Annotated in this window: 23 protein-coding genes; 14 read left to right on the forward strand and 9 right to left on the reverse strand. The window is 26.6% G+C overall.

Features of this window, described 5'->3' with window-relative positions:
- Positions 1–137: 137 nt before the first annotated feature.
- Positions 138–845 carry a DNA alkylation repair protein gene (locus GOY08_RS05560; RefSeq protein ID WP_158997873.1) on the forward strand — a complete coding sequence of 236 codons (708 nt, stop codon included), beginning with the start codon at positions 138–140 and terminating at the stop codon, positions 843–845.
- 379 nt (positions 846–1,224) lie between these two features.
- Positions 1,225–1,803 carry a TMEM175 family protein gene (locus GOY08_RS05565; protein ID WP_202914028.1) on the forward strand — a complete coding sequence of 193 codons (579 nt, stop codon included), beginning with the start codon at positions 1,225–1,227 and terminating at the stop codon, positions 1,801–1,803.
- A gap of 213 nt (positions 1,804–2,016) precedes the next feature.
- Here GOY08_RS05565 and GOY08_RS05570 read toward each other — a convergent pair whose 3' ends face one another.
- The gene (locus GOY08_RS05570) at positions 2,017–2,613 is read right to left on the reverse strand and encodes a hypothetical protein (RefSeq protein ID WP_158997874.1); all 597 of its coding nucleotides are present in this window, start codon (positions 2,611–2,613) and stop codon (positions 2,017–2,019) included.
- Positions 2,614–2,888: 275 nt separating this feature from the next.
- On the opposite strand from GOY08_RS05570, the gene GOY08_RS05575 reads away from it, so the two are divergent.
- The 4 genes from GOY08_RS05575 to GOY08_RS05590 all read left to right on the forward strand — a co-directional run bounded on the left by GOY08_RS05575 (position 2,889) and on the right by GOY08_RS05590 (position 7,609).
- On the forward strand, positions 2,889–4,265 hold the full coding sequence (locus tag GOY08_RS05575) for a hypothetical protein (RefSeq protein WP_158997875.1): 1,377 nt from the start codon (positions 2,889–2,891) through the stop codon (positions 4,263–4,265).
- 105 nt (positions 4,266–4,370) lie between these two features.
- The gene (locus tag GOY08_RS05580; RefSeq protein WP_158997876.1) at positions 4,371–4,991 is read left to right on the forward strand and encodes a DUF924 family protein; all 621 of its coding nucleotides are present in this window, start codon (positions 4,371–4,373) and stop codon (positions 4,989–4,991) included.
- A gap of 13 nt (positions 4,992–5,004) precedes the next feature.
- The gene (locus tag GOY08_RS05585; RefSeq protein ID WP_158998075.1) at positions 5,005–6,540 is read left to right on the forward strand and encodes a cryptochrome/photolyase family protein; all 1,536 of its coding nucleotides are present in this window, start codon (positions 5,005–5,007) and stop codon (positions 6,538–6,540) included.
- Positions 6,541–6,733: 193 nt separating this feature from the next.
- Complete coding sequence (locus GOY08_RS05590) at positions 6,734–7,609, forward strand: LysR family transcriptional regulator (protein ID WP_158997877.1); 876 nt, start codon at positions 6,734–6,736, stop codon at positions 7,607–7,609.
- Here GOY08_RS05590 and GOY08_RS05595 read toward each other — a convergent pair.
- A complete protein-coding gene (locus tag GOY08_RS05595; protein WP_158997878.1) occupies positions 7,606–7,998 on the reverse strand; it encodes a hypothetical protein in 393 nt (130 codons plus the stop codon). The two genes, GOY08_RS05590 and GOY08_RS05595, sit on opposite strands and share 4 nt — an antisense overlap.
- A 230-nt stretch (positions 7,999–8,228) precedes the next feature.
- Between GOY08_RS05595 and GOY08_RS05600 the strand changes: the two genes are divergently transcribed.
- Together GOY08_RS05600 and GOY08_RS05605 are read left to right on the forward strand one after the other, a co-directional pair.
- Entirely contained in the window at positions 8,229–9,224 is a 996-nt protein-coding gene (locus GOY08_RS05600; protein WP_158997879.1) for a hypothetical protein, read from the forward strand.
- A gap of 222 nt (positions 9,225–9,446) precedes the next feature.
- Positions 9,447–10,280, forward strand: a complete 834-nt coding sequence (locus GOY08_RS05605) for a M12 family metallopeptidase (RefSeq protein WP_158997880.1) — start codon at positions 9,447–9,449, stop codon at positions 10,278–10,280.
- A 1-nt stretch (position 10,281) separates the two neighbouring features.
- Here the strand turns inward: GOY08_RS05605 and GOY08_RS05610 are convergent, their stop codons facing one another.
- Together GOY08_RS05610 and GOY08_RS05615 are read right to left on the reverse strand one after the other, a co-directional pair.
- Positions 10,282–11,490, reverse strand: a complete 1,209-nt coding sequence (locus GOY08_RS05610) for a multidrug effflux MFS transporter (RefSeq protein ID WP_158997881.1) — start codon at positions 11,488–11,490, stop codon at positions 10,282–10,284.
- Between the two features lie 115 nt (positions 11,491–11,605).
- Positions 11,606–12,157: a TetR/AcrR family transcriptional regulator gene (locus tag GOY08_RS05615; RefSeq protein ID WP_158997882.1), complete on the reverse strand. Its 552-nt coding sequence runs from the start codon at positions 12,155–12,157 to the stop codon at positions 11,606–11,608.
- An 801-nt stretch (positions 12,158–12,958) separates the two neighbouring features.
- Here GOY08_RS05615 and GOY08_RS05620 point away from each other — a divergent pair.
- Positions 12,959–16,225, forward strand: coding sequence for a collagenase (locus tag GOY08_RS05620; protein WP_158997883.1), 3,267 nt, complete (start codon positions 12,959–12,961; stop codon positions 16,223–16,225).
- Positions 16,226–16,300: 75 nt separating this feature from the next.
- Here the strand turns inward: GOY08_RS05620 and GOY08_RS05625 are convergent, their stop codons facing one another.
- Together GOY08_RS05625 and GOY08_RS05630 are read right to left on the reverse strand one after the other, a co-directional pair.
- The gene (locus GOY08_RS05625) at positions 16,301–17,071 is read right to left on the reverse strand and encodes a substrate-binding periplasmic protein (RefSeq protein WP_158997884.1); all 771 of its coding nucleotides are present in this window, start codon (positions 17,069–17,071) and stop codon (positions 16,301–16,303) included.
- Positions 17,072–17,105: 34 nt separating this feature from the next.
- Positions 17,106–17,828, reverse strand: coding sequence for a substrate-binding periplasmic protein (locus tag GOY08_RS05630; protein WP_158997885.1), 723 nt, complete (start codon positions 17,826–17,828; stop codon positions 17,106–17,108).
- Positions 17,829–18,408: 580 nt separating this feature from the next.
- On the opposite strand from GOY08_RS05630, the gene GOY08_RS05635 reads away from it, so the two are divergent.
- The 5 genes from GOY08_RS05635 to GOY08_RS05655 all read left to right on the forward strand — a co-directional run bounded on the left by GOY08_RS05635 (position 18,409) and on the right by GOY08_RS05655 (position 22,150).
- The gene (locus tag GOY08_RS05635; protein ID WP_158997886.1) at positions 18,409–19,188 is read left to right on the forward strand and encodes an SDR family NAD(P)-dependent oxidoreductase; all 780 of its coding nucleotides are present in this window, start codon (positions 18,409–18,411) and stop codon (positions 19,186–19,188) included.
- 29 nt (positions 19,189–19,217) lie between these two features.
- On the forward strand, positions 19,218–19,775 hold the full coding sequence (locus GOY08_RS05640; protein WP_158997887.1) for a carboxymuconolactone decarboxylase family protein: 558 nt from the start codon (positions 19,218–19,220) through the stop codon (positions 19,773–19,775).
- Positions 19,776–19,953: 178 nt separating this feature from the next.
- Positions 19,954–20,622, forward strand: a complete 669-nt coding sequence (locus tag GOY08_RS05645) for a carbonic anhydrase (RefSeq protein ID WP_158997888.1) — start codon at positions 19,954–19,956, stop codon at positions 20,620–20,622.
- Positions 20,623–20,885: 263 nt separating this feature from the next.
- Positions 20,886–21,722, forward strand: a complete 837-nt coding sequence (locus tag GOY08_RS05650) for a penicillin-binding transpeptidase domain-containing protein (protein ID WP_158997889.1) — start codon at positions 20,886–20,888, stop codon at positions 21,720–21,722.
- Between the two features lie 68 nt (positions 21,723–21,790).
- Positions 21,791–22,150 (forward strand): group I truncated hemoglobin, encoded by a 360-nt coding sequence (locus GOY08_RS05655; protein WP_158997890.1) that lies wholly within the window; start codon positions 21,791–21,793, stop codon positions 22,148–22,150.
- Between the two features lies 1 nt (position 22,151).
- Here the strand turns inward: GOY08_RS05655 and GOY08_RS05660 are convergent, their stop codons facing one another.
- Genes GOY08_RS05660 through GOY08_RS05670 form a run of 3 tightly spaced genes read right to left on the reverse strand, consistent with a single transcriptional unit; the run spans position 22,152 to position 25,754 of the window.
- Positions 22,152–24,158: an amylo-alpha-1,6-glucosidase gene (locus GOY08_RS05660; protein WP_158997891.1), complete on the reverse strand. Its 2,007-nt coding sequence runs from the start codon at positions 24,156–24,158 to the stop codon at positions 22,152–22,154.
- 15 nt (positions 24,159–24,173) lie between these two features.
- Positions 24,174–24,719 (reverse strand): superoxide dismutase family protein, encoded by a 546-nt coding sequence (locus GOY08_RS05665; RefSeq protein ID WP_158997892.1) that lies wholly within the window; start codon positions 24,717–24,719, stop codon positions 24,174–24,176.
- A complete protein-coding gene (locus GOY08_RS05670; RefSeq protein ID WP_158997893.1) occupies positions 24,720–25,754 on the reverse strand; it encodes an NAD(P)/FAD-dependent oxidoreductase in 1,035 nt (344 codons plus the stop codon).
- Positions 25,755–25,777: the final 23 nt, after the last annotated feature.

Genomic DNA, 25,777 nt, shown 5'->3' on the forward strand with positions numbered 1-25,777 from the left:
TTAATCCTAAAATTATATAAATCTGTTAATCATTAATAAAATTTAGGATAAATTTGTATATTATTATTGGAAAAAATATTGTAAAGTCTCTCTTGATATATTTCTAACTAATTGAAAATATACTAATTAGGGGAAAAATGGGAAATAAATTAATCCAAAATTTAAAAAAGCTGCAAAATACTGAAAAAGCAGCAATACAACAAAAATTTTTTAAAACGGGAAAAGGGCAATATGCAGAAGGAGATCTTTTTCTAGGAGTCGTGGTTCCTGAAGTCAGAAAAATAGCAAAGAAAAATTTATCACTACAACTTGAACAAATTCATGAGCTATTAGTCAATAAGTATCATGAAGTTAGATTGCTTGGCTTGCTTATTTTAACTTATCAGTATGAAATAATGACTAAAAATAGAGATGAGGAAGGCCAAAAAAAAATTGTAAACTTTTATTTAAGTAATACAAAATTCATAAATAATTGGGATCTGGTAGATGCTAGTTGTTACAAAATTTTAGGAGAATATTGTTATCAAAATAAATTAGATGATATTTTAAGCAATTTATCGTATTCAAGTTCAATTTGGGAAAGAAGAATTTCTGTTGTTTCGTGTTTCGCATATATTCATAAAAATGAACTTAATTTCTTTTATTCTATAATTCCGAGATTTTTAAATGATAATCATGATTTAATTCATAAAGCATGTGGATGGATGCTTAGAGAAGCTGGTAAAAAGAATAAACTTCAGTTAAAAAATTTTTTGAAAAATAATTTTAAAGTAATGCCTAAAATAATGCTCCGTTACTCTTTAGAAAAATTCTCAGAAAAAGAAAAATTTGATATCTTAAAGTAAATTCATCTTTCATAACATTATTTGCTAATACTTGTATAGTTATCAAGTTAATTGCTACAAAAATTAGGAAAGAATTAACTATCTATTTTTTCATACAAGCCTCCATTTGCAATAAATGACATAAATGTAAATAAATTTTCTAATTTATTTACATTTTTTTATTTGAATTTTAAAAAATGTAAGTAAACATAAAAATTACCAATATAATAGACTATTCTATAGTTAAATTATTATTACTATATGAATTTATTAAATAATATCTCAATTTTTTAAATAAAAATTTTATATCTAATAGGAAATTTATTTCTATTACATAAATCTGTTTATCTCCGAAAAATGGATTGTATAAAAATATTTTTCTAAACAAAAAGAGCAAAATATGCATTGTATGAGTAAAGCAAGGTTAGAAGCATTTAGTGATGGTGTTTTAGCTATTATAATAACTATAATGGTACTTGAATTAAAAATTCCTCAAACTGACGATTTATATGAATTACTACCTTTACTTCCGATTTTTTTAAGCTACTTCTTAAGTTTCATCTATGTAGGAATATATTGGGTAAGTCACCACTATATATTTCATTTAGCAACCCAAATTAACATGAAAGTTGTTTGGACAAATATAAATTTATTATTTTGGATATCAATGCTTCCTTTTGTTACAGCATGGTCAGGTGAAAATTCTTTTGCAAAAACCCCGGTTGTTCTTTATGGAATAGTTTTACTTTTATCCTCAATATCTTTTTATCTTCTAACTTATACCTTAAAAATATCACATGATAAAGATTCAAAGTTGGTTAAAGAAATTGGTGAAAATAAGATAGGAAAATTTTCAATAATTTTTTATATAATAGGAATATTTACAACTTATTTCTCGCCTTATATATCATTATTAATCTATATCTTTGTAGCTTTTTTTTGGGCTCATCCATTTAAAAAATTAAGAATGTATAGATAAAATTAATATATTTTTAAGTTTGGTATTGGAAAGGTCAGTGGGATACTCTCTTGATAGACCTGCCTGATTTTGAAGGAGGTGCTTTATTTGTCGCAACAAATTTGATTTAGTCAAAAAATTATATATTCATTATTAAAAGTCAAATAATAATTGTAAACTAAAAAAAAGTACTCCAAATTTACATGTAAATAGAAGAGTATTATTAAATAAAATTTAGAAAACGATAGCACAACCTATCATAGGTAAGTACTCTTCTTCTGTAATTACTTTGGATTGGCTTGTCGTTGATCCAACTGGTGTATAAGTATTATAAGTAATATTCCTATAAGTAAACTGTAAACCGAGTGAGAACGCCTTAGATAGTGGTGCATAATAACCAGCATCAAATTGGAACCCAACACCATCAGATGCTGTAAAATTTGGATGATTATATTGTGACCAAGGGAAAAAATGCACTAAAATTGCAAAATTATTAGCAGCAAAACCTGCAGAAGCTCCAGCAGAAACTCTTTGAATTGTTCCTGGTGTATAGTCTCGCTTCATTCCAGAATAAATTAAACCTAAATATAATTTTACTTTAGTGTTAATAAGGTATCCAAGACGAATATCATATAAGAAATGTGAGCGTTGATCTTGTTTTGGGCTAGCTGTTGTATTTGTATAGTCATCATTATAGTTATAGTAGCCTATCATTGGACTGAAAACTATACCAGGTCCAGTGAATGCAAAAGCATTAAAATTAGCAAAAGATAAACAAATAATAGCAAGTTTAATTAAGAATATTTTCAAAATAAATATTTTATACAGCATTTTCTTTTTCCTTATTAAAGTCTTTATTTATTTAAAATCGTATTTAATTGATTTAAGTTTAGGCTAGTGTCAGAAAAATAACATTTGTCTATCATATCAACTTGTAGAGAATAGAAAATACATTAAGAATTTGAAAAAAAATTTAATATATTTAATAGAAAGTAATTTTTACTTTTAGCTAAAATTTTAGAAAGTAATTTAAATTTTATAGAAGTTAATTTTTGACAAAAAATTCAAACAAATATAGTCTGCTTTTTTTAGAAAGGTGATTTCACATGTCTTTAAAAAAGCAAGATTTAAAAATTTTTATTCCTGTACTAATATTATTTTTATTTAATTACTTATATTTTATCTATGATGTTCATGACTCTTATGAAATGCTTGGAGATCAATCCAGAGACTGGAGAATTGCAAGCTCAAAGGATATTCAACTTATTGGTACGTCTATTTCTTCTGGCGGTAATTCTTTAGGTCCGATTTTTTATTGGCTTTTGCAATTAACTTATCATATTTTAGGGCCTTTTTTTAATTATTTGCCACATATAGCTGTATATTCTCAATCCTTCTTTTTTGCATTAGCAAACTCTTTTTTGTTCTATAGCTTAGCAAAAAAGTATAATCAATCACTTGTTTTTATATTTTCATTGTTTATTTTATACATTACAAGTCCAATTTTGGCTTCAATGGCTGGACTCTCTTGGAATCCTAATTATGCAACAATGTTTATTAATTTATCATTAGCTTTTGCTATATATAAAAATATTTTAAGCAATGGTTATGAAAAAATTAATAAAATTAATATTTTAGTTTTTATAACTCTATCTTGGTTTTCTGTTCAATGCCACTCACCTGCATTATTTTATTTTCTAGCGTCTATGCTTTTTATTTTAATTAAGACAAAATCTAAAAGACTAAAATTTGAATTTTTATTTATATCAGTTATTCTTCTTCTTATCTTACAAATACCTTTTATAATACATACATTTTCAATTTCAAGTGAATTAAATAATTATGTAGGAAATACAGGAACAGCGACATTTATTCATAAATTTCTTCTATTTCAAGGAGGATTTGGAAGAGGATTTATATTTTTAATGAATGATTCATCATTAATTTTATTTCAAGTATATAAAATTTTTCCTTTGCTCATTATTTATTTGTTAACTTTTATTAAAGTATTTTTCTTTAAATTATATAAAGACTCCTTAGTACAGTTTTTTCTTTTATATATATTTATCACTTATTATGGATTTTCTTGTATTCCATCATATGATAGATCTACATACTTATTAAATGAACATTTATTTATTATTGCTATTCTTCCAATTATTATTCTTTTCAATGGTGCAATAAAAAATACGAAAATTAATTTATTTTTTCAAACTATAATTCTTTTAATTATCATTTCTTTGATACCTTATAGATACTCAAAAAAAGAAAGTAAAATGGAATTCTATAGTAAATTAGTAAGTGCATCTGAAAAAATATTTATGAAATATCCCGAAATTAGAAGTATTGTAATACCAAAATTTCCATTAGCAGTAGATTCAACAATTATTTATGAAGGATTTGGTGGGAAAATTAGCGAGAAAAGTAATTTAGAAGCTAAAATTGACATTAATGGAAATATATCTTATAACACTCTGCAATAATAGAAGAAAATATCTATAATTATTAATGTATAAAATCTTTTGCTAAATTACTTTTTTGGAATCACCATGACAAGAACAATAAATTTTTTATGAGTGGGTTTAAAAATGCAAGAAAATAAAACAAATCAAAATATTAATAATATTCTAGATTTTTGGTTTGGTGATGTTCAAAAACTAAAATTAAAAAATGTGAACTCATCAATGACATTGTGGTTTTCAGGATTTCCTGAAATAGATCAATTTATTGAGAAAAAATATAGAAAATTAATTGATAAAGCTATATTAGGCCATCTTGATGCGTGGATGGAAACACCTGAAGGCGCATTAGCTTTAATCATACTATTGGATCAATTCCCTCTTAATGTTTTTCGTGGCCAAGCAAGAGCGTTTACAATATGTCATTTGGGTCTTCCATATGCTTTAACTGCCATCAGACTAGGGTATGACAAATTATTGTCTTATCAAAAAAGAAGTTTTATTTTTTTGCCACTAGAACATGCTGAAGATATTCATTTACAAATTCAGTCTGTTGATTTATATCAAAAGGAATATGAAAATGCATCCTCTGAACAAAAACAATTTTGTAAAATAAACTTAGATTATGCTTTAAAACATAAAAGAGTCATTGAATTATTTGGCAGATTCCCAAATAGAAATAAAGTACTTGGTAGAAGTTCGACACAAAGTGAGATAAATTTCCTTGAGAAAGAAGGAGCAGGATTTTAAATAAATGGAACATATGAGTAATCTAATTTACATAATGGGAGATCAGTTATCTGAATCAATTTCTTCATTAAAAACCGCAAATAAAAATGATATCATTTTCTTTTGTGAGACTTTAGAAGAATTTACAGATATTCCGCACCATCCTAAAAAAATAGCATTTTTATTAGCTACAAGAAGACACTTTGCTCAAGAATTAACAGAAAAAGGATTTAATGTTGTCTATATAAAGTTGGACGATCCATTAAATTCAGGTTCTTTATTTCTTGAATTTCAAAAAATTGTTCAAAATTATCCTATAAAGAAAATAACTGTTACAGAACCAAGTGAATATAAAAATAAAATATTTTTTGAAAAAATTCGTAAATATTTTCAATTATCTTTTCATATTTTAGAAGATGATAGATTTTTTTGTTCCATTTCTGATTTTAAAAAATGGTCAAGTGGAAAAATAAATTTACGAATGGAATTTTTTTACAGAGAAATGCGAAAAAAAAATAAAATATTGCTTGAAAAAGATGGCAGTCCTATTGGTGGATTATGGAATTATGATAAAGAAAATAGAAAGCCTCCTTCTAAAAATCTTAAATCATCAAAAAGAATAAGTCATAAAAAATCTTCAATACTTCTTGATGTAATAAAACTTGTTAGAGAAAAATTCTCAAGTCACTTTGGAAATCTAGAGCCATTTCATTATGCTGTTACTCGTAAGCAAGCATTAATAGAACTTAAACATTTTGTAGAATATATCCTTCCCAATTTTGGTGAATATCAAGATGCTATGGTAAAAGGTGAGGCATATTTAAATCATTCATTACTATCATCTTACATTAATGTAGGTCTAATTTTGCCAAGAGAAATATGTAAATTAGTCGAAAATTCATATAATCAAGGAAATGTTTCATTAAATTCTGCTGAAGGGTATATAAGACAAATTCTTGGTTGGCGTGAATTTGTACGAGGGATATATTGGTTAAAAATGCCTTCTTACGAAGATTTAAATTATTTTAATGCAAAAAACCCCCTACCAGACTTTTTTTGGGGGGGAAAAACAAAAATGAATTGTATAGCTGACGTTGTAGCACAAACTAAAGAGCATTCATATTCTCACCATATTCAGCGTCTTATGATTACAGGCAATTTTGCTCTCATCGCGAGTATTGATGTTACGAAAGTGCATATATGGTATTTATCTGTTTATAGCGATGCATTTGAATGGGTGGAAATGCCAAATACTATTGGAATGGCTTTATTTGCAGATGGAGGGATTGTTGCTAGCAAACCCTATGCAGCAAGTGCAAATTATATCAGTAAGATGAGTAATTTTTGTAAAGATTGTTCTTACAATTCAAAAGAAATTATTGGCAGTAATTCTTGTCCATTTAATTCATTATATTGGAATTTTATTGAAAGAAATAAAAACATTTTTCAAGATAATCCTAGAATGTCTCTTATTTTAAAAAGCTTGGAAAAATTTACAGAAGAAAAGAAAAAAGCAATTAAAATACGTGCAAAAGAAGTTCTTACTATGATGGGAAATAATGAATTATAATTAGTTAAATTAAATTTAAGTGAATGAGATTCTCTTATAATCTTAAAATATTATTTGAAAATGGGTTTTTAAACTGGTTGTAAATAGACTTAATATTGGATTTTATACCTAATATAAAATAGAATGTCCCATTAGATAACGTTTCTATTTTAAAATTATTTTAATTTTTAAAAAAGTATCAATGGGAGATTAAATGATAGCATCACCTTCAGATTTGCATTATTTTATTGAAGTAGCAAATGTGTTAAATATATCAAAAGCAGCAAAAAGAGCTGGTGTAAGCCAACCATCTTTAACTCAAGCTATGAAAAGACTTGAAGAATCTATAGGAACTTCCTTACTTATCAGAAATAAATCAGGAGTTATGCTAACCCAAGCTGGGAGACAACTGCTAGCACAATCAAAATTCTTAATAAAAAGTTGGGAGCAATTAAAAGTTCAAGCTCTTGCTTCAATTAATGAAATTCAAGGATCATATACTATTGGTTGTCATCCTTCAGTTGGTTTATTTACACTTTCAGAATTTCTACCAACTCTTCTTTTGAATCATCAGCAACTTGAAATAAATCTCCAACATTCATTATCAAGAAAAATTGTGGATGGGGTAATTAGTTCAAATATTGATATTGGAATCGCTGTAAATCCGATTTATCATCCAGATCTCATAATCCATAAAATTTGTGATGACGAAGTGACTTTTTGGAGTTCAAATCTAAATAAAGATTTGCAAAAAATTAAAAATGATGAATGTATATTGCTTTGTGATCCTGATCTCATACAGGTGCAAAGTGTTTTAAAAGTTGCTTATAAAAAAGGAATTAAATTTAAGCGAATAATTTCATCAAGTAGTTTAGAAGTGATAGCTTCGCTTGTTAGCAAAGAATGTGGCATAGGAGTTTTACCAACAAAAGTAGCTAATTTGGTAGAAAGTAGAAAATTATATAAGATGGAAAATTTTCCATCTTTTCATGATGAAATTTGTTTACTTTATCGTGTAGAAAATAGAAGTATCAAGGCAATTCAAGCTATTTCTAAAGCAATAATAAACGCATTAAAACAAAAAGATTAATTGCAAGTAAATCCTTTGTTAATTTTATCAATAGAACAATTTACTTCGTCAATAAATTTTAATGCTCTAATTTCACCTAGTACCAAAAGAGATATGTTACTTTTGTTCACTTCTATGTGTTGAGCGGCTGAAGAACAAAATAAGATGGACATATCTCTATTAAAAGTGATTTCTATATTATAATCTTGCCAATCATCCATTTTTTCTTTAGTAGTAAATTTATAAATAGTTTTATTTGCTGCATTGACTGCATATATTTGCCATTCATCAATTTCACTAAATATTGAGTGATAAGTATTTTGATAAATTTCAGGGCACTTATAAAACTTTGCTAAAATTGGACTTGTAAAAATAAGCAACAGCCCGCAGAGCATATATTTAATATGCATAATTTCTCCTAAGTAGGTAAAGTTTTATTAATCATTTAAAATAATCTTAGAATTATCTAACTGCACGAATTATTTAAAATTTAATTGATATTTAATGATTTTATAGATTTAGTCAACAGGTTGTTAATAAAATTTATTTTTTGTTGAATTAGGAAAAAAATACTGTTTACAGTTAATAAAATTCAAATTAATTTAAGATTATATATTAAACATATTATAAAGGAAGGGTTATGCCTAGAGTCATCGGAGACATTCATGATGATGCTATTTCATCTAGTGAAGAAAAAATTCTTTTAACACATGAAGAAAGTGTTGAAGCATTAAAACTTGTTAATAGTTTCTGTATTGAAAAATATAATTATGCTCTTAGACAATCAACAGATTTTTTTAATACAAATGGAAATGCTTTAAAAAAAAATATTTTCACAAATTTTAAATATAATCATCGAAAAGATGACTCTCTTTATTGGTACCTTAAAATGCTAGCATACAATAAAGTTGTCGATTTAGTAGAAGCAAATTTTAATTTACTAGAAAGAGGTATAAGTAATTTGTTTTATCAAATTCCTTCTCAAACTCGTAATGCTTTAGATCCCTACAACTTTATGATTTGTGCAATGAATACAGGAGATGTAAAAAAATATTTTATGCAAAGATTTGATCAAATTACAACTCCTTTACAATATTATCAAGATTTTAGGGGAACTTGGAATAGAAGATCTAATACGCTAAATTATAGTTTCCAAAATACTTATGAGAATTTTTCAAAAATTGAAGGTTCTATAACCAATCCTACAAGAAAAATTACACATACCTGTGAAATTATTTATGATCTTTCAAATAATTTTGTGGCTGAAAAATTAGGTATATTTCTATCAGTTTTTGGTTTATTTAATCTCTCACCATTTCGTCGAAGAACAAATGCGGCCATGAATCACTTATTTCCAAAATCAACTTATTATGGAAGTTTTGCTCAAAGTTTTCCAGTTAAATTCCTGATAACAAAAAGAATGGCTAAATTATATGGTAATCCTGTTTTGTCCTTAGTAGTTGGAACCTATTTAATAGGTATGCATGTTGGTCAACATTTAAAGGATTCTTATGAACTCAAGCAAAAAAATCCTAATTTACATTCAAGACTTCAACAGGTAAATAGAGATTTAACAAATTCTTCTTTTCATAATAGTTTTGATGAATCTGCTCAAAAGACAGCACAAAAAAAATAAAAAAATTATTTTTCTTAGCAGAGATATAATTAAATTAATTTTTAATATTTAATTATATTCATTAATTTTATCTAATTGTTTTTTATGATAATTTATTATCTAAAAATTTATCTAATAATTATATACTTGTTTTAACAAATTTAAATAAAAAATATTTGATTTAATGTAGAAATTTAATTATAAAAAATTGAAGAATAAAATTTAATCTAAGAGGTTAATAAAATGAAAAAAATAATTTTGTTTTTAACTTTAATACAAATACATGGTAATATTTTTTCTGCAAACATGCTTCAATTGAGTAAAGATCCATTAGCGATGAAAGAGTTTCAGATTGATTCAAGTAAAAATGAAATAACATACTCACTTATAGAGGGTGATATTCTTGTCAAAAAAAGCAATAATGGTACTAAGGAAAGTTCAAGCGCTCCATACAATTATTCTAAATATTACTGGAATAATGGTACAATATATTATTCATTTATTCCTTTTTCTTCTAGAAATAAATACATTCATAAAAAAAGTTTCACTTACTTTGAAAAATCTATAATTCGATTTGCAATGAATGAAATTGAAAAAGTAGCAAATGTAAAATTTATAGAAGTACATGATAAATTGCAATATAATTATCTTGAAATTATAAATGATGATGGTTGTTATTCAGGAATTGGTGCAGATTATCCGCAAACAGTTTCTTTAGGAAATGGTTGTATTTATTCTGAAATTATTCAACATGAACTTATGCACTCTCTTGGATTTTTGCATGAACAAAGTCGAGCAGATAGAGACTATTATGTAAAAATTATCAAAGAAAATATTCAGCCTGGTAAGGAAAATAATTTTGATATTGGCCATCACTCTACATTACAATTTGGATCATATGATTATTATTCAATTATGCATTATGCATTAAATGCTTTTAGTAAAGATCCTAGAAAATTTACAATAGTTCCTTTATATCAAGGACTATATTGGGATTATATTGGAAATGTAAAATATCTAAGCCCACTAGATAAAGAAGCACTTCAGAAAGCTTATGGAAAAGCTCATCAGAAATAGATTAATTTTTTGAGTGTAATTTATTATCGTAAAGAAAAAAGTGATAACCTATAAAAGAAATGAAGCCGCATGTAAATATAGTACTCATTAATGGTAAAACTGTATTATTATGAAAAAAGCTAACAATAGCTGAACTTATAAAAGCAATACTCCACTGAAAACATCCATAAAAAGCAGAAGCAGATCCGGCTTTACTTTCTTGATTGCTTAAAACTATAGAAATAGAATTAGGGCTTATAAAATTTAAAGTTGCAATAAAAATAAAAAGTGAAATAAATATAGCAGATAAAATTGGAATAAAACTAGTTATTAGCAGTACAAATGAGGCAAGAAAAGCAATCTTAATACTTTTACGGCATATTACTTCAGGAGTCATAAAATTTAATAATCTCTTATTAATTTGAGCGGCTATAAGTAATCCTAATCCATTAATACCAAAAAATATTCCATACTCTTTAGGAGATAAATGAAATATTTGAATAAAGACAAAGGGAGATCCTGCAATATAGGCAAACATTCCAGCTCTAATAGAAACATCAGGAATTAAATATGCAATAAATGTTCTATTTTTTAAAAAATATAAATAATTTATCATAATTGTTGAAAAATTAAGATTTCTATTAATATTTTTATTTGTTTCTGGTAAAAAAAGGATAATTAGTGAGATGCTAATAAGATTTGCAAAAGATAAGAAATAAAAAATCGCTCTCCAGCCAAAGTATTGATTAATAATTGCACCAATGGAAGGCGCTATTATAGGAGCAATTCCCATGACAATTGCCATATTTGATAAAAAAATAGCAACTTGTTTTTTTTCAAACAGATCTCTCACAATTGCTCTACTTATAACCATACTTGCACAGCCACCAAAAGCTTGAATCAATCTAAAAAGGAGAAAGAAATAAATATTATTGGCTGTAGCGCAGCCAATAGTTGCAAAAAAATAAAGTACCATTCCAGCTATAAGAGGTTTTTTTCTGCCAAATTTATCTGATAATGGACCATAGACAAGTTGTCCTAAAGCCATGCCAATAAAAAATAAAGAAACAGATAGTTCGACAAGTGGCATTGATGTTTTTAAATCTTTTTGGATATTTAAAAACGCTGGCAAATACATATCTATTGTTAATGGATCAAATGCTGTCAAACCGCCTAATAAAATGACAAACCAATTTTTTTTATCACTATTTAAAAGCAAACTAGATTTCATAAGATATTCCTAATTCTGTATATGAAATCTAGTTGAAATTTTTTCGGAAGGCAATGAGGAAATAGTTATTTGAAAATTTATTTTAACTTATAAAAAATCTCTTTCCCTGCAAAATTCATTTACTATTCTTCAATAAGCGAACAACATAATTAAATTGCTGCTCAAAAATATTAGTATCTTGAAGTATTCTTGATTGAATTAACGAACCTTGGAGTAAACTTAAAGCAGTTTGTGCTGTGATATAAGCTTGAGTTTCATTTTGCCCATATTCTTTTGCTAAAGTAAAAAAAATATTTGTTAAGTTTTTTAGTATATTTCTAGATTCAAGATAGAAATCATCATTTGAGCAATTGTCTATTGTCATTACATCAAGTAGGCAAGCATTTTTGCCATTTTGATAAAACTCTTTTAAAATTTTGATTAAACTTTCTAATCTCTCATCAGGAGGTAAATCTGAGGAAACAAGAGTTTGCAAATCTTTTTCGATCCATGAGTTAGCAGCTTTCATGACTTCAAAAGCCATTTCTTTTTTACCACCAGGGAAGTAATGATAAAGACTAGCTTTTCCAAGACCAGTGGCTTGTGATATTTGTCTCAAACTAAGACCTTCATATCCAAATTTTCTAAATTCATTTATAAGTATTTGTATTAATTCAATTTTTGTCATTTTAAAGGAATCCCTATGATATTAATCAGCACCTAAAAAGAACACTTTTTGTACCAAATGTTCGGTATTTTATAGTAGTCTACATTTGACTCTTTGTAAAGATTATTTTGGTATTAACCCTTGCAAGTTCAAGTTTAAAGTAGATTTTTTTTTCTAACAGTAACAAAAAAGCTTTATAATTGTTTTAAATACACTTAAAATAAATAATCATATATCAAGATGAAATAACTATCGTTCTATTTCATTTTTAAAAAAGAAAAACATTACAGAATAAAAATTTAATATTTTCTTAAATAATTTCAAATAAAGTAATTAACTTAGAGTTTTTAATAAGCACTTATGGTGCATAATGATAATTTAATTTGTTGAATATAATAATATTTTTTCATAATTTAGAAATAATTTTACTTATAAATAAATAAAAATTTATTTCCTAAGCCAATTTAAATTAAGAGCAATTAGATTAATTTTGCTAAACTAAATTATAAAATAATTTCAAAAATTTAAAAATTTTTAACTATATTAAAAATTTAATATAGTTAAATAATTATTTTATGCAACAAATGATTATTTTAAAATTTTTAGTATAGATACCCATAATTAAAAGAAAAAAAATAAAATTATTAAATAAATAAAGTATTATAAAATTTAGTTACTTATTATAATTAAATATTATAAGTTAAATATTTAACTTTATTAATTAATGAAAATACATAAATTAAATTTGATTTTAATAGCTCCATAAAATAATAATTTTTTATCATTCAAAAAGAATGGGAATCTAAACAAGGAGGTTTTTTTATGAGAAACAACGCTTTAAAAATAAGAAGTTGTTTTAAAGTAATTATTAATTTAAGCATTTTATCATGTATTAATACATATGCATTAGCTAACGAGCCTCGATTTAATGTAATTAATAAGAGCAATGGATATTGCAGGACTGACTCAAAAAATATCATTAAAGAAATTATGAGTTTATCAGGAAAGGACTTTTTGGATAAGATTGCAAATATAGATCCAGATTGTATTTTAAAAATATCTTTAGCTTCTCCATTAGAGTTGAGAAAAATTATAACAAAAGATAATATGATTACAATTACTAATGAAGCATTAGTTGAAGTTGATAGGGTCGACTTAAATTCACCTAAAAAATTTCTTAATTTAGTTTCATTTTTAAATTTTGCTTATTTTTTACAAAAAGAAAATCCAAAGTATATTAATGACTTTAACATAAAGTATGATGAGGAAAAGAAAAAATATGAAAGTGATACTTTCTTAAAAGATTCCATTGCAACTATTGCACATAAATATGCTATTAAAATATATGACAAAAAATATTCTGAAAATCTTTCAACTTTATCAAAGCAAGTTTTTGGATTAATTGAATCAGCAAAGACTTATGAACAATCTTTAGCTTTAATTGAATATATTACATTAAATTCTTCTTCAATTGTGGATAAAAATAAGAGTGCATTATATGATTCTATTTTACCAATTCAAAATGCCTTAGCTTCTTCACACGATGCTGGAGGTATTTATTTTAAATCTAAAGAAAATAGAGATAAATTTATAAATATAGTAAATAATATTATAAATATTGTAAATAATGAAATTAATAATGATGAAAATCTTAAATTAGCAGAGTCAAAAATCTACAGGAACTATATAAGAGAACTAGGAAGATTTTTAAGATATAATGTAAAAAATAATGACAATAATAATAAAGAAAGAATTATTGATACTTTAAAAAAGCTAATAGCAAATACCTCACGTATTTCAAAAACAGGGAAAGAGGATCCTTCAGGATATTGGGTTGAAGCTGTTTCGGCACTAGAAGAAAATAAAATTGTTAATTCAAAAAATTGCGTATACTTTGTTGATAAATATCAGAAGAATATATGTGACGCAAAATCTAAATTAAGTAAAGAACTTTTTAAAAACAGATCAAAGTATGATGAAGGAAATATTATAATTTTTTCATCTTTAGATAAAAATCAAACAGATAAACTATACCTAGCGATGAAACAAGTAGAAGCTCAGTATAAAAGAACAGCAAAAACATTTGATCCTGTTAGAAATGATCCAAATGAAAGGTTACAAGTTTTTATTTATAAAAACAAAGAAGATTATGATAAATTTAAGGCTTACATTAGTGATAATGATCCAGAAGGATTAAGTGGATTTTATGTTGAGCACGTAGGTTCTTTCTATACATTCAATCAAAATAATTTAGAAGAGATTGTTAGACATGAATACGTCCACTATTTAAATGCTAGATATTTGGTACAAGGAATTGATGGTGATACTTCTTCATTTGTAAAAAAATGGAGTAGAATGAAATGGTTTGAAGAAGGGAGTGCAGAATTTTTTGCTTTTTCAACTCAATTTAATGGTATATTAAAGAATAAATATAATTTTAATTCGATAACTTCTGAAAATATAAGACCGATTAAAGAAATTGTAAATTCATCATTAGATATTTTACCATCAAATATTTTATATCCACAAAGTAATGCTTTATTAAATTACTTATACGAGAAAGAACGTGCAATATTTGATGGAATAATAGCTTCAATTAAAGCAAATAATGTAATTGAATTTGATAATTTAATGGAAAAAATTTCAAATACAGAATTGTATTCTAAAAATTTCAAAAATTATGTAATTGATGTGAAAAATAATTTAAATAATTACAACAATTTAGAAACAAAAGTAAATGATAAATATTTTGAATTAAATAATACTATATTATTTGATATATATAACAAAATATTTAATAAATTTAAATTAAATGGAATTGAAATTACGCATAAAAAAAATACTTGTGAATTGGTTGCAAGTAATGAATATTCTAATTCACAAGCAAGATTTGCATGTGAATGGAAATTAAATAATAAAAATGTTAATGAAGAAAATTTAAATTCATCAATAAGTAGTCTATATTCAGATGATAATAGATTTTTAAATACAAATTGTATGTTTAATGAAAATACTCTTTATTGTGAAGGGCCAATTAAAGGAAAAACAACTAACAATAAAATTGAAATAATTAAGTTCGACCAATTGTCTGATTCAAAACAATCCAAAATAAAAATAAGTAATAGCGCACAGCGTGATAAAACCTTTAAAGGTTCAAATGAACACTTTTATTTCTTTGTTGGAGATATTTTATCTGATATTCTGTATACAAGTCAAAGAAGATTAGAAGGCCAGTCTTATAATTATAATGTAGATAAAAATACAGATAGAGGTCATTTAGAAGTAAATGAAAACGGTGAAATTACTTATGAAAATAAAGGTTTAAATAGCGAAGATTATAAAAAAATAACAGGTAAAGTTAAAGTTAGTGAAACCGATAAAATAAAAACTCCATTGCATAATGATAAAAATTCGCATGAAATAAATGTTAATATATTTAAATTTAAAGAGATAGATCCAAGAATGTTTATTAATGAAATATATTTGGATGAAAATGGAAGAGCAACAGGAAGCCTATATAGAGATGAGTACAGTCTAGTTGATCGTGGCGATGGATTTAAAGTTATAGATAGAAATTTTGTAGAACGTTATATGAATGATCTTGACTTTGAGCTTAAAAACCCGAATCCAAATATAGTACTAGGTAGTAGATATATGTATTCTTACTCAAATCCGGATGAGAAAAATAGATTAAACGATAAAATTATTCTTAAAGTTATAAAGCATGGAAATGAAGCTGGAGAGATTGAGATAAAAGTTAAAAATAAACCAAATTTATCTGAAAAATTAAACTCTATTCCTAAAGATATTGAAACACATCAAATATCCTTCAAAGATGATGTTAGAATTTCAGGTTATATTTATAGTGATATTGAGCATTTACTTATTCCTGATAAAATATATAATTACAGTATAATTAAAAATGTTAATTGTAATGAACTTAGATTAGCAAATTATGGTGCATTTATGTATGAAAAAAAGGAAAACTGTAAATCAAATAAGGATTATGCAGAAATTCTTATTACAAGAATTACAAATACAGTTACTGAACCTGTCATGTTGTTAAAGGTAAATTTCGAAATAAATTAAATTAATTAGTACGAATTTATTGAGATATTTAAATACACTTACAATATGCTAACTAAGAATAAATATAATTTATTCTTAGTTAGCATATCTTAAAATATTTTTCTTTATTACTACATCTCTGACATTTCCTATATTCTCCCAAAATTTATCACATAATGTTTTGTTTCTTAAATAAAAATTTTTACCAAAAACTAAATAATAATCTTTAGAAATAAGTGGAGGAGATAGTTTAATTAAATTTTTTGCTTTCAACTTTTTTATAAATAAGTCAACAGTAACACTTTGGGCAACTAATCCCTCTAACCTTCCTGTATCTACTTTCTTAACTAAAATTTCTGATCCTTTACTTTCTTCATATGGAATAGAATTTTTTTTTAAAATATCAATAACAGCATAGCCTCTGTTTACACCAATTGCAGAATTTAAATTACTTAGAATTTTTCCATCCCAATTTAGTTTAGTATTTTTGTTTTTGTAGAAATGATAGTTCATTGTAGCAACTCTATTTTTATGATTTAGTTCACCATTTTTTAGAGTTGGAAAAACTCCATGTTCTAATCTTTCTGGTAAATATGAAAAAATAAAGACTCCATCAACTTCTTCTTTAGCTAACATTTGAAAAACTCTATTTGTTGGAACTCTTATAATTTCCAAATTTACTTTAATTTTTCTTGCTGCAGAGGAAATAATATCAATTGATAATCCAGGAGGTTGAAAAATATATTCCCCATTACCAATTTGCCATGGTGGAGCATCATTATCTGGATAACAGAGTTTTAAAGTAATAGCATGAATTTTTATGGATATGATACTAAGTAAAAAAAATATTAAAACTTTATATTGCATAGTAATATTTCCATTAGAAATTATTTCTCAGAGTTTACTGAATATTTTGATAAAATTTAATTATTTTATAATATTCACCCGAATCGAGAAGTTTTTTTAATCCACTATTAAAAATTCTATTTTTAGCTTTAAAATTGCTTGCTAATTTCGACCATGCGATAAAAAGTTTATGGCTTTTTATTGGAGGATTTAGAAATATAAGTTGATTTTTTGATAACAAAAGATCAGGTGAATTTCTTTTATAGTAATTTGCTACATTTTTATCAATAACAACAATATCAACTTTTCCTTGATCAAGTAAAATTAAATTCTTTTCATCAGATGTAGATTCAATTTTTTTTAGAAAAGTTATTTTATCAAAATATTCCTCGTTAATATATCCCCTGACAACTCCAAAACGAAAGTTTACTAGTTTTTCATAAGACTTTGACAAATTATTTTTATCTATGTTTATATTAAACTTTGTTTTATTTTTTTCATTGATAAGAAAGCCAACTTCACTATCTAAAAATGGATCTGAAAATTCGAAATATTCTTCTTTGCTTTTATCATAATATTCTGGCAAATAGCCATCCAGCCCTTCTTTTCCTGTTTGCGCTTCATTTACAGCTCGCGCCCAGGGCATAAATACCAAGTTTAACTTATATCCTTCTAACTCTAATGCTCTTTGGACAATGTTTGCAATCAATCCTTTCTCATGTAGCTCTTCACCAATGTATGGACTCCATTCTGACGTTGAAAGTTTTATCTCTTCCATGGAAAAGCTTTTAAAACAAGTTGAAATATAGATGAAAATTATAAAAAATTTAAATATATTTAACATGTTACCTCATCGTAGGCAAACTATTTTATATATTGAAAAGACTATTCTAATTTTAGAGCATTGGTTCATTTTATCGAATCTAATTTAGAAAATTATTTGACTTCCTAAATCAAAAAAAAGTATTTGAATTCATGGGAAATAAGAAAAGGGCTTAATAAAATCATTAATCCCTTTTTTTATATGTTAATTAGTTAAAATCTATACATTCATCATTATCACAAAGTTTCAATGTGCCATTATTGAGCAAATATTGTGCACCTTCAAGATTATTTGAATTATTTATATCATTGGCAAATTCTGTACTTATTAAACTAAATTAAAATTAAAAATCTTTTTTTTATTTGTTACTAATTGATTTTCCGTGTTTAACTAGCTAATATTTAATAATAAAATATTTTTTATGTTTTTTTTTTCATATTAATATTGACTTAAAAAAAAATATCATATACAAACCTACTAATCGGTAGGTAATTCAGCCTACTTTTAAAAATCCTAATTGAAAGGTAGGTCTTTTATGAATTCAACATTTTTCTCTAAAAAATTACTCGTAGTTGGTGGCACTAGTGGTATGGGGCTAGAAACAGCTAAAATTTTAGCAAAAAATGGTGCTAAGGTTTTAGTTACGGGTTCATCCACCGTGAAAACAAAAGAAGCTTTAGAGGTGCTAAACAATATTGGTGAGGCTAAAGGATATACAATTGATTTAACTAAAGAAAGTGAAGTTAATCAGTTTTTAGAAGTAATATCCCAAGAGCACAGTGACATTGATTATTTAGTTAATGCTGCAGGAGTCTTCTTTCCTAAACCATTTTTAGATCATTCTGATAGTGACTATGACATATATCATAAAATTAATAAGTCATTTTTCTTTATAACGCAAAAAGTCGCACAAAATATGGTTAAAAATAATAAAATGGGTTCAATTGTAAATATTGGTTCTATGTGGGCTAAACAAGCGGTAGAAGCAACACCTTCATCGGCATATTCTATGGCAAAGTCAGGATTACATTCATTGACTCAACATTTAGCGATGGAACTTGCTCCACATAAAATTAGAGTCAACGCGGTTTCTCCAGCTGTTGTTCAGACTCCTATTTACGAAGGGTTTATACCTAAAGAGCAAGTACATGCAGCATTAGAGGGTTTTAATACCTTCCATCCGATTGGTAGAGTTGGTCGTCCTAGTGATGTTGCTGAAGTTGTTGCTTTCTTGCTGTCTGATAAATCATCTTGGGTTACGGGAGCGATTTGGGATGTAGATGGTGGAGTAATGGCTGGTAGAAATAAATATTAAGAAATTATTTTAAATAGAAGGAATTATTTATGAATAGAAAAGTATTAACTGAGAAATTTTTAGCAACGATAGAATCTAGGTATGATGGAATTATTGTAAGAGATTTAAAAAGTAATTTTGAAAAGTATTTCTTTTCAGAAAATTTAACAGATAATGAATTAGCATTATATCTCATAGCGCTAAGTAAAACTTTAGAAAGTAAAATTCTTACAAATCTTGCGCTTGAATATGCTTCTTTTCTTGATATTAAGCCTGAAGAAGTTGAAGAAGCTCAAGAAATCCCAGGAATAAATGGGATGTTAAATACATACCATAAATTTAGGCACTTTATTGATATCAGTGATAAAGAAGCAAGTAAGGAATATGGAGCTGTTGGTCTAAGAATGGGTATACTTGGCAAGAGTAAAATGCCTCAATCTCATTTTGAACTTATTTTTATAGCAATTAGTATCCTAAATAGTTGTGAAAAATGTGTTTTAGCTCATGAGCAACATGCTGTACAAGTTGGTGTTCAAAGAAGTAAAATCCATGATATTGTTAGATTAACAGGAATTTTAAAAGGCTTAATTGAAATTTCTAAAAATTAAATCTTTAAAAGGAGTTTTTTAACAAAACTCCTTTTTTTAGAATGACTTCTAAAAATGATAAACTTACCTGCTTCCATTGAAATTCTATGAAAAATTAAAATATACTGTCATGCTTAGTTGAGTTTAGTCATTAAACTATACGCATATCTAATTATTGGTAAATTTTAGAGGAAATAGAATGAAAAAATTAATTAGAGGTATTACTGATTTTAGAAAGAATGTACTTGAAGGTTACAGAGAAACTTTTGCGCGTTTAGCTCTTGGACAATCTCCTGATGTTTTATTTGTAGCATGCTCAGATAGTAGAGTGGTTCCAAATTTATTTGCTTCAACAGATCCCGGAGATCTTTTTGTTGTTAGAAATGTCGGAAATTTAATTCCACCATGCCAAGAAGATGGATTGTCTGTAGGAGACGAATCAGAAGCAGCAGCTATAGAATTCTCATTACTGACTTTAAAAGTTTCAAGTATTATTATTTGCGGACATTCGGAATGTGGTGCAATGCAAGGTATTCTTGCAGGAAGAAATACTATTTCCTCACCAAACTTGCGTTCATGGCTTCAATATGGCGAAAAATCTTTAAAAAAATTGAATGAAGGATTTTCTTTAGATAAATCCTTAAAACTTCATAATCAACTATCACAAATTAACGTTTTAGAACAAAAAAGAAATATGGAATCTTATCCTATCGTTCGTGAACTCTTGAAACAAAATAAACTGAAAATATATTGTTGGTGGTTTGATATAGCTACAGCTGACGTGTATTCATTCAATGAATCTTTAGAAAGATTTAAAATTTTAGATGATGAAGAAGCAGAATTATTGTTATCAAGCCTTAATTACTAATTACCAATGTAAATGATTGTCAATAAATAATACATTTTTTCAATAAAATATTCAATGCACCCATCCTATTAAAAACAAACTAATATAAATATATATTTTTATTATACGTCAAGCAAAATTTAGTCCTAAGAAAAATTATTTAATTTAATTTAATTTTAAATAATTGTGATTTAATTATTTCGCAGATTTTAATTTAAAAATATTTTAGTTATTGCAATTCGCTTTCTTTTGTTAGAGTGTAACTTTTTTAAGAAGAGGTATTTATGCTGTTAAAGTTATTTTTTTCATCCATTTTTTTCTTTTCAACGTGTAGTTATGCAGAGGATATAAATTTTACTCAATACTATAAAGATGCTGAAGGCTGTTTTTTGCTTTATGATGTTCAAAATGACAAAAGTGTTATAGAATATAAAACAGATCTTTGTAGCTCCCCTACTCCACCCAATTCTACATTCAAAATACCTTTAAGTTTAATTGGGTATGATAAAAAAATACTTAGTACAGAATCTTCACCAACTTGGGAATATAAAAAAGAATATCTTAGAGATGGAGTAAAAGACTGGATGCCAAAACAATGGCTAGGTCCTGTAAATCCAAAAATATGGCTAAAATATTCTGTTGTTTGGTTTAGTGAGAAATTAGTTCATGAAATTGGTGAGAAAAATATCGAAATTTATTTAAACAAATTTGATTATGGAAATAAAGATTTTAAAGGAATATCTTCTGATAATGAAAAACTATTGATTCCTTGGATAGATTCTTCACTCAAAATTACAGCTTATGAACAACTCAAGTTTATGAAAAAACTTGTTAAAAATGAATTATCTGTTAGTAAACAGGCCTTTATAATGACTAAAAATAATTTATTTTTAGAAGATAAGTCTGTAATAGATAAAGTTTATGGCAAAACTGGTGCTGGATATCTTGAAAATAGAATTGCGCATGGCTGGTTTGTTGGTTGGGTAGAGAAAAGTAATAAGCAATATATTTTTATAAGCCAAATTAAAGATAAAATTCCGAATGGTAAATTTAATCATATTGTAGCTAAAAATAACACATTTGAATTTTTAAAAAAGCTTGGATTTCAATTAGAAAAATGACATTTTAGTTATACCTTTATGAATTTTAAAGTATTATGATAAGATACATTCCTAAACTAGGAGCAGTTATGGGAAATACTTTATATTCTAAGTATGGTGGATTTGATGCTATTCAAAAAGTTGTCAGTCTTTTCTATAAAAAGGTATTAGCTTCTGACAATTTGTATCGTTTTTTTGAGAATACTGATATGACTAAATTAATAGAGCACCAAACGCAGTTTTTCTCTACTGCTCTAGGTGGTCCACAAGGATATGATGTAAAAAAAATAAAAACGGCCCATCAAAATTTAAAAATTAACGAAGCTGATTTTTCTGAAGTTGTGAAGTTATTGAAAGAAACATTAGAAGAAGTTAAAATTGAGAGAAATGACATAACTACAATTTTAACCGCTATTGGCGGATTCAAAAATGATATTGTTACAGCTTGATTTAATATTTTGATAAATAATACCAGGCATAAAGAAATTCACCTACACTCCATGCTTGAGCTATACAGCCTCTCGGTGTGTGGGGATAATCACCATCAAATATCTCACTAATAAAACCTATACCTGCATCATTTATATGCTTTTCCATTGGTTCCAAAAATCCAAATGCAACAGATTTATTTTTTGTAACTTTATAGTAAGCAACTGCATAATGCCCAAGAAGCCATCCCCAAATAGTTCCTTGGTGATAAGCTGAATCTCTCTCAAAGGGATTTCCGAGATATTTTCCGCGATAATTTAAATTATCTTTAGCTAATGATTTCAACCCAAAATAACTTAATAAAAATCTTCCACAACTGTCTAAAATACAGCGTTTCTGGAAATTGGATAAGGGAGAATATTCAAGTGAAAGTGCAAGAATTTGATTAGGCCTGAGAGATGTATCTGGAAGATCATTCTGCATTAAAACATCAACACAATATTGTAAGTTTTCATCCCAAAATTTTTGAAATCCTTTTTCTACTAATTGAATATAATTGGTAAAAAATTTCTCGTCGTGTTTATTTAATATGTCTGAAAATGACCGCATAATACATAATGCATTATACCAAAGAGCATTTATTTCAATTGGCTTTCCAATTCTTGGAGTGACTACATAATCTCCAATTTTTGCATCCATCCATGTTAATTGCGAACCCTCTTGTCCAGCATAAATTAATCCATCTGTAGGATCTAATTTGATATTAAATTTTGTTCCTTTGATATGCCATAAAATAATTTCTTTTAAAATAGGATAAAGATCATTGATAAATGAAATCTCATTTGTGAATTTAAAATATTGAAAAACAGCATTAAAATACCAAAGGCTTGCATCTACAGTATTGTAATCGGGTGTGACAGAATCATCTGGAAATCGATTTGGTAATAATCCTTCACAAAGATAATGCGAATAATTATTAAGAATTGAGGCTGCAATCTTAAATCGTCCGGTAACAAGGCATAGTCCAGGAAGAGAAATCATTGTATCTCTTCCCCAATCCCCAAACCAATGAAAACCCGCTAATATCGAGTATAAATATTCTTTTTGCATATTATACTTTTTTATTATAAAAAAAGTGCTGCTTAAGATCAGCTGATTTACCCAAGCTGGTGAATTTTCAATTTCTTTTTTCCAAAGGTCTACAACAATATTATTGTAGAGTTTTATTTCATTTAAAATATTTTGAAATGTTATATTATTAATATTTTCTTCACAACAAAATATTAATATTTCGGCACTATTATTTTTAGATAAATTATAATGCAACTTGCTAAATAAGACATGATTTTCTAGTGCTTCAAAACCTCTATTATCCTCTTCTTTTAAAAAATAATTATAATATATTACATTACAAAGTTCTATATTATTACAATTTGCTCTTATTTTTAGAATATTATTTTCAGAAGAATTACTTAAAATTAATAATTCATCTGTTTGAGTAATATTTAAATCAATATTCATTTCTTTTTGCAATGAGTGAAAATTTCTATTATTTCCAAATAAGTTGCATGTTATTTGGAAAGATTTATCGCTGTTACTTAATACTGAATATTTTATACCTAGTATATCCTTATTGTAATGCAAGATTATTCTTTTTTCGATAAAAAAATCACCACATTTGTAAATCCAAACAGGCATATTTTCGTCTAGATAAAAAGAGTGTATATAAAAACTTCCATTTGGATTTACTATAGAGGCATTTTGCCAACAGTTTGAATAAAGAGTATAATCAACTCCGTCAATAGTGATTACTTCTTCTACTTTCGAAATATATAAATAACGATTTAAAGGTGGTTGTTTTGCTAGAATAAATAAGCCGTGGTATTTTCTAGTCAAAACACCAGATATTGTTCCAGATGCATAACTTCCGTGGGCATTAGAAATAAGCCACTCATTTTCAAATGCACCTTCAATGTTACTTTTATCAAAAAAACAGTAAGATCGGCCATTTTCTTTTAAATGATCCATTTTTATCCTATCCGTTTATTTAATTACTCCACATAGAATTCTTTTACCTGCATTTCCAGCTGGTGCTGTTTTTTCATCATCTTCATCAGCGTGTATAATAATGGATTTGCCTAAAATTGAAAACTTGTCATCTGGAATTAAATTAATTGGCTTTTCAATATTAACATCGATAAGTGCTATTCCGTTTGCGTTTGCTTTAATATTTCCTAAATCTCCAGCATGCTGATGCTTATATTCTGTAGTAGCTATAGATTCTCCATGCTGATGATGAGTATCAGGATTGAAATGCCCTCCAGCATTTATTGCTGCAGAATCAGAGCAATCTCCTTTTTCATGTATATGGAATCCATGCACCGAATTAGGACTTAATCCAGTAATTTTTCCTGATATATGAATTTTATTTTGCTGCAAAGTTTCAACAATTATTTGTCCTGAAGCTTTTGTGTCATTTTTAGGTAACAGATTAATTTGATACCTTTGCGGATTGGTATTTTTACTTGTTTCACAAGAAGCAAAGAATAATCCACCTATGGAAAAAAGCAGAGCAATACGAAAGTTCATTTATATCTCCTTAACTGAAGCGTTTAAACGTTTTTCTTTCTTTTCTTTAATTTCCATTACTGTAGTAGAATGCAATGGTTGTGCTTTTTCTTTAGGATTTAAATACACCTTTGCAAAAGCAACAGCAATAGCAGCTTCTGAAAAACCAGTAACAATTAAATCAAGTTTAGCTGAATATTTCGCAATATCACCAGCTGCAAAAATACCTGGTAAATTTGTTTCCATTTTTTCATTAACACAAATACCATTACCAACCAAATTTAAACCCCATTCTTTTATTTTTCCAAGTGAGCTGTTAAATCCAAACATTATTAGAGCAGCATCAACTTTAATAATTTCTTCATGGTGATCTTCTAAACCTTTTATTAGCACTTCTTGCAAATTTTCATTGCCATAAAAACCAGAAATTTCTGAATTTAAAATAATTCTTGCATTTGTTTTTTTGAGTTTTGTTATTGAATCATCATGTGCTCTAAATTTATCAGATCTATGAATTAGGGTAACTGATTTGGCAATCGAAACTAACTCATTTGCCCAATCTAAAGCAGAATCTCCACCACCTGCAATAATTACATTTTTATTTCTATAGATATTTTTTTCTATAACTGCATATTCTATTCCTTTTCCTTCAAATTGATCGGCTCCTAATCCTTGATGCTTTTTAGGACTATATGATCCCACCCCTGCAGCTATAATTATTGTTTTTGTGTAATGAGTGTCTAAATTAGTTTTAATTTCCCAAATTTGATCTTCTGTTTGTTCGACTGATAATGTATTTTCATTCAAACAAATATCTGTATTATATGGTTTAATTTGTTCAATTAAATTATCAATTAGTTCTCTCGCTAAAATTTTTGGAAAACCAGCTACATCATAAATATATTTCTCTGGATATACTGCTGTTAATCTTCCACCTAGTGCAGGCATAGAATCTATTATTTTGCATTTCGCATTTCGCATCCCAGCATAAAAAGCTGCAAATAATCCAGTTGGTCCACCACCTAATATTGTAATATCATAAATTTCTTTTTTCATAATTTATTCTCTTTATTTGCTCT

The organism is Pigmentibacter ruber (assembly GCF_009792895.1).
In the GTDB taxonomy this organism is placed as follows: Bacteria; Bdellovibrionota_B; Oligoflexia; order Silvanigrellales; family Silvanigrellaceae; genus Silvanigrella; species Silvanigrella rubra.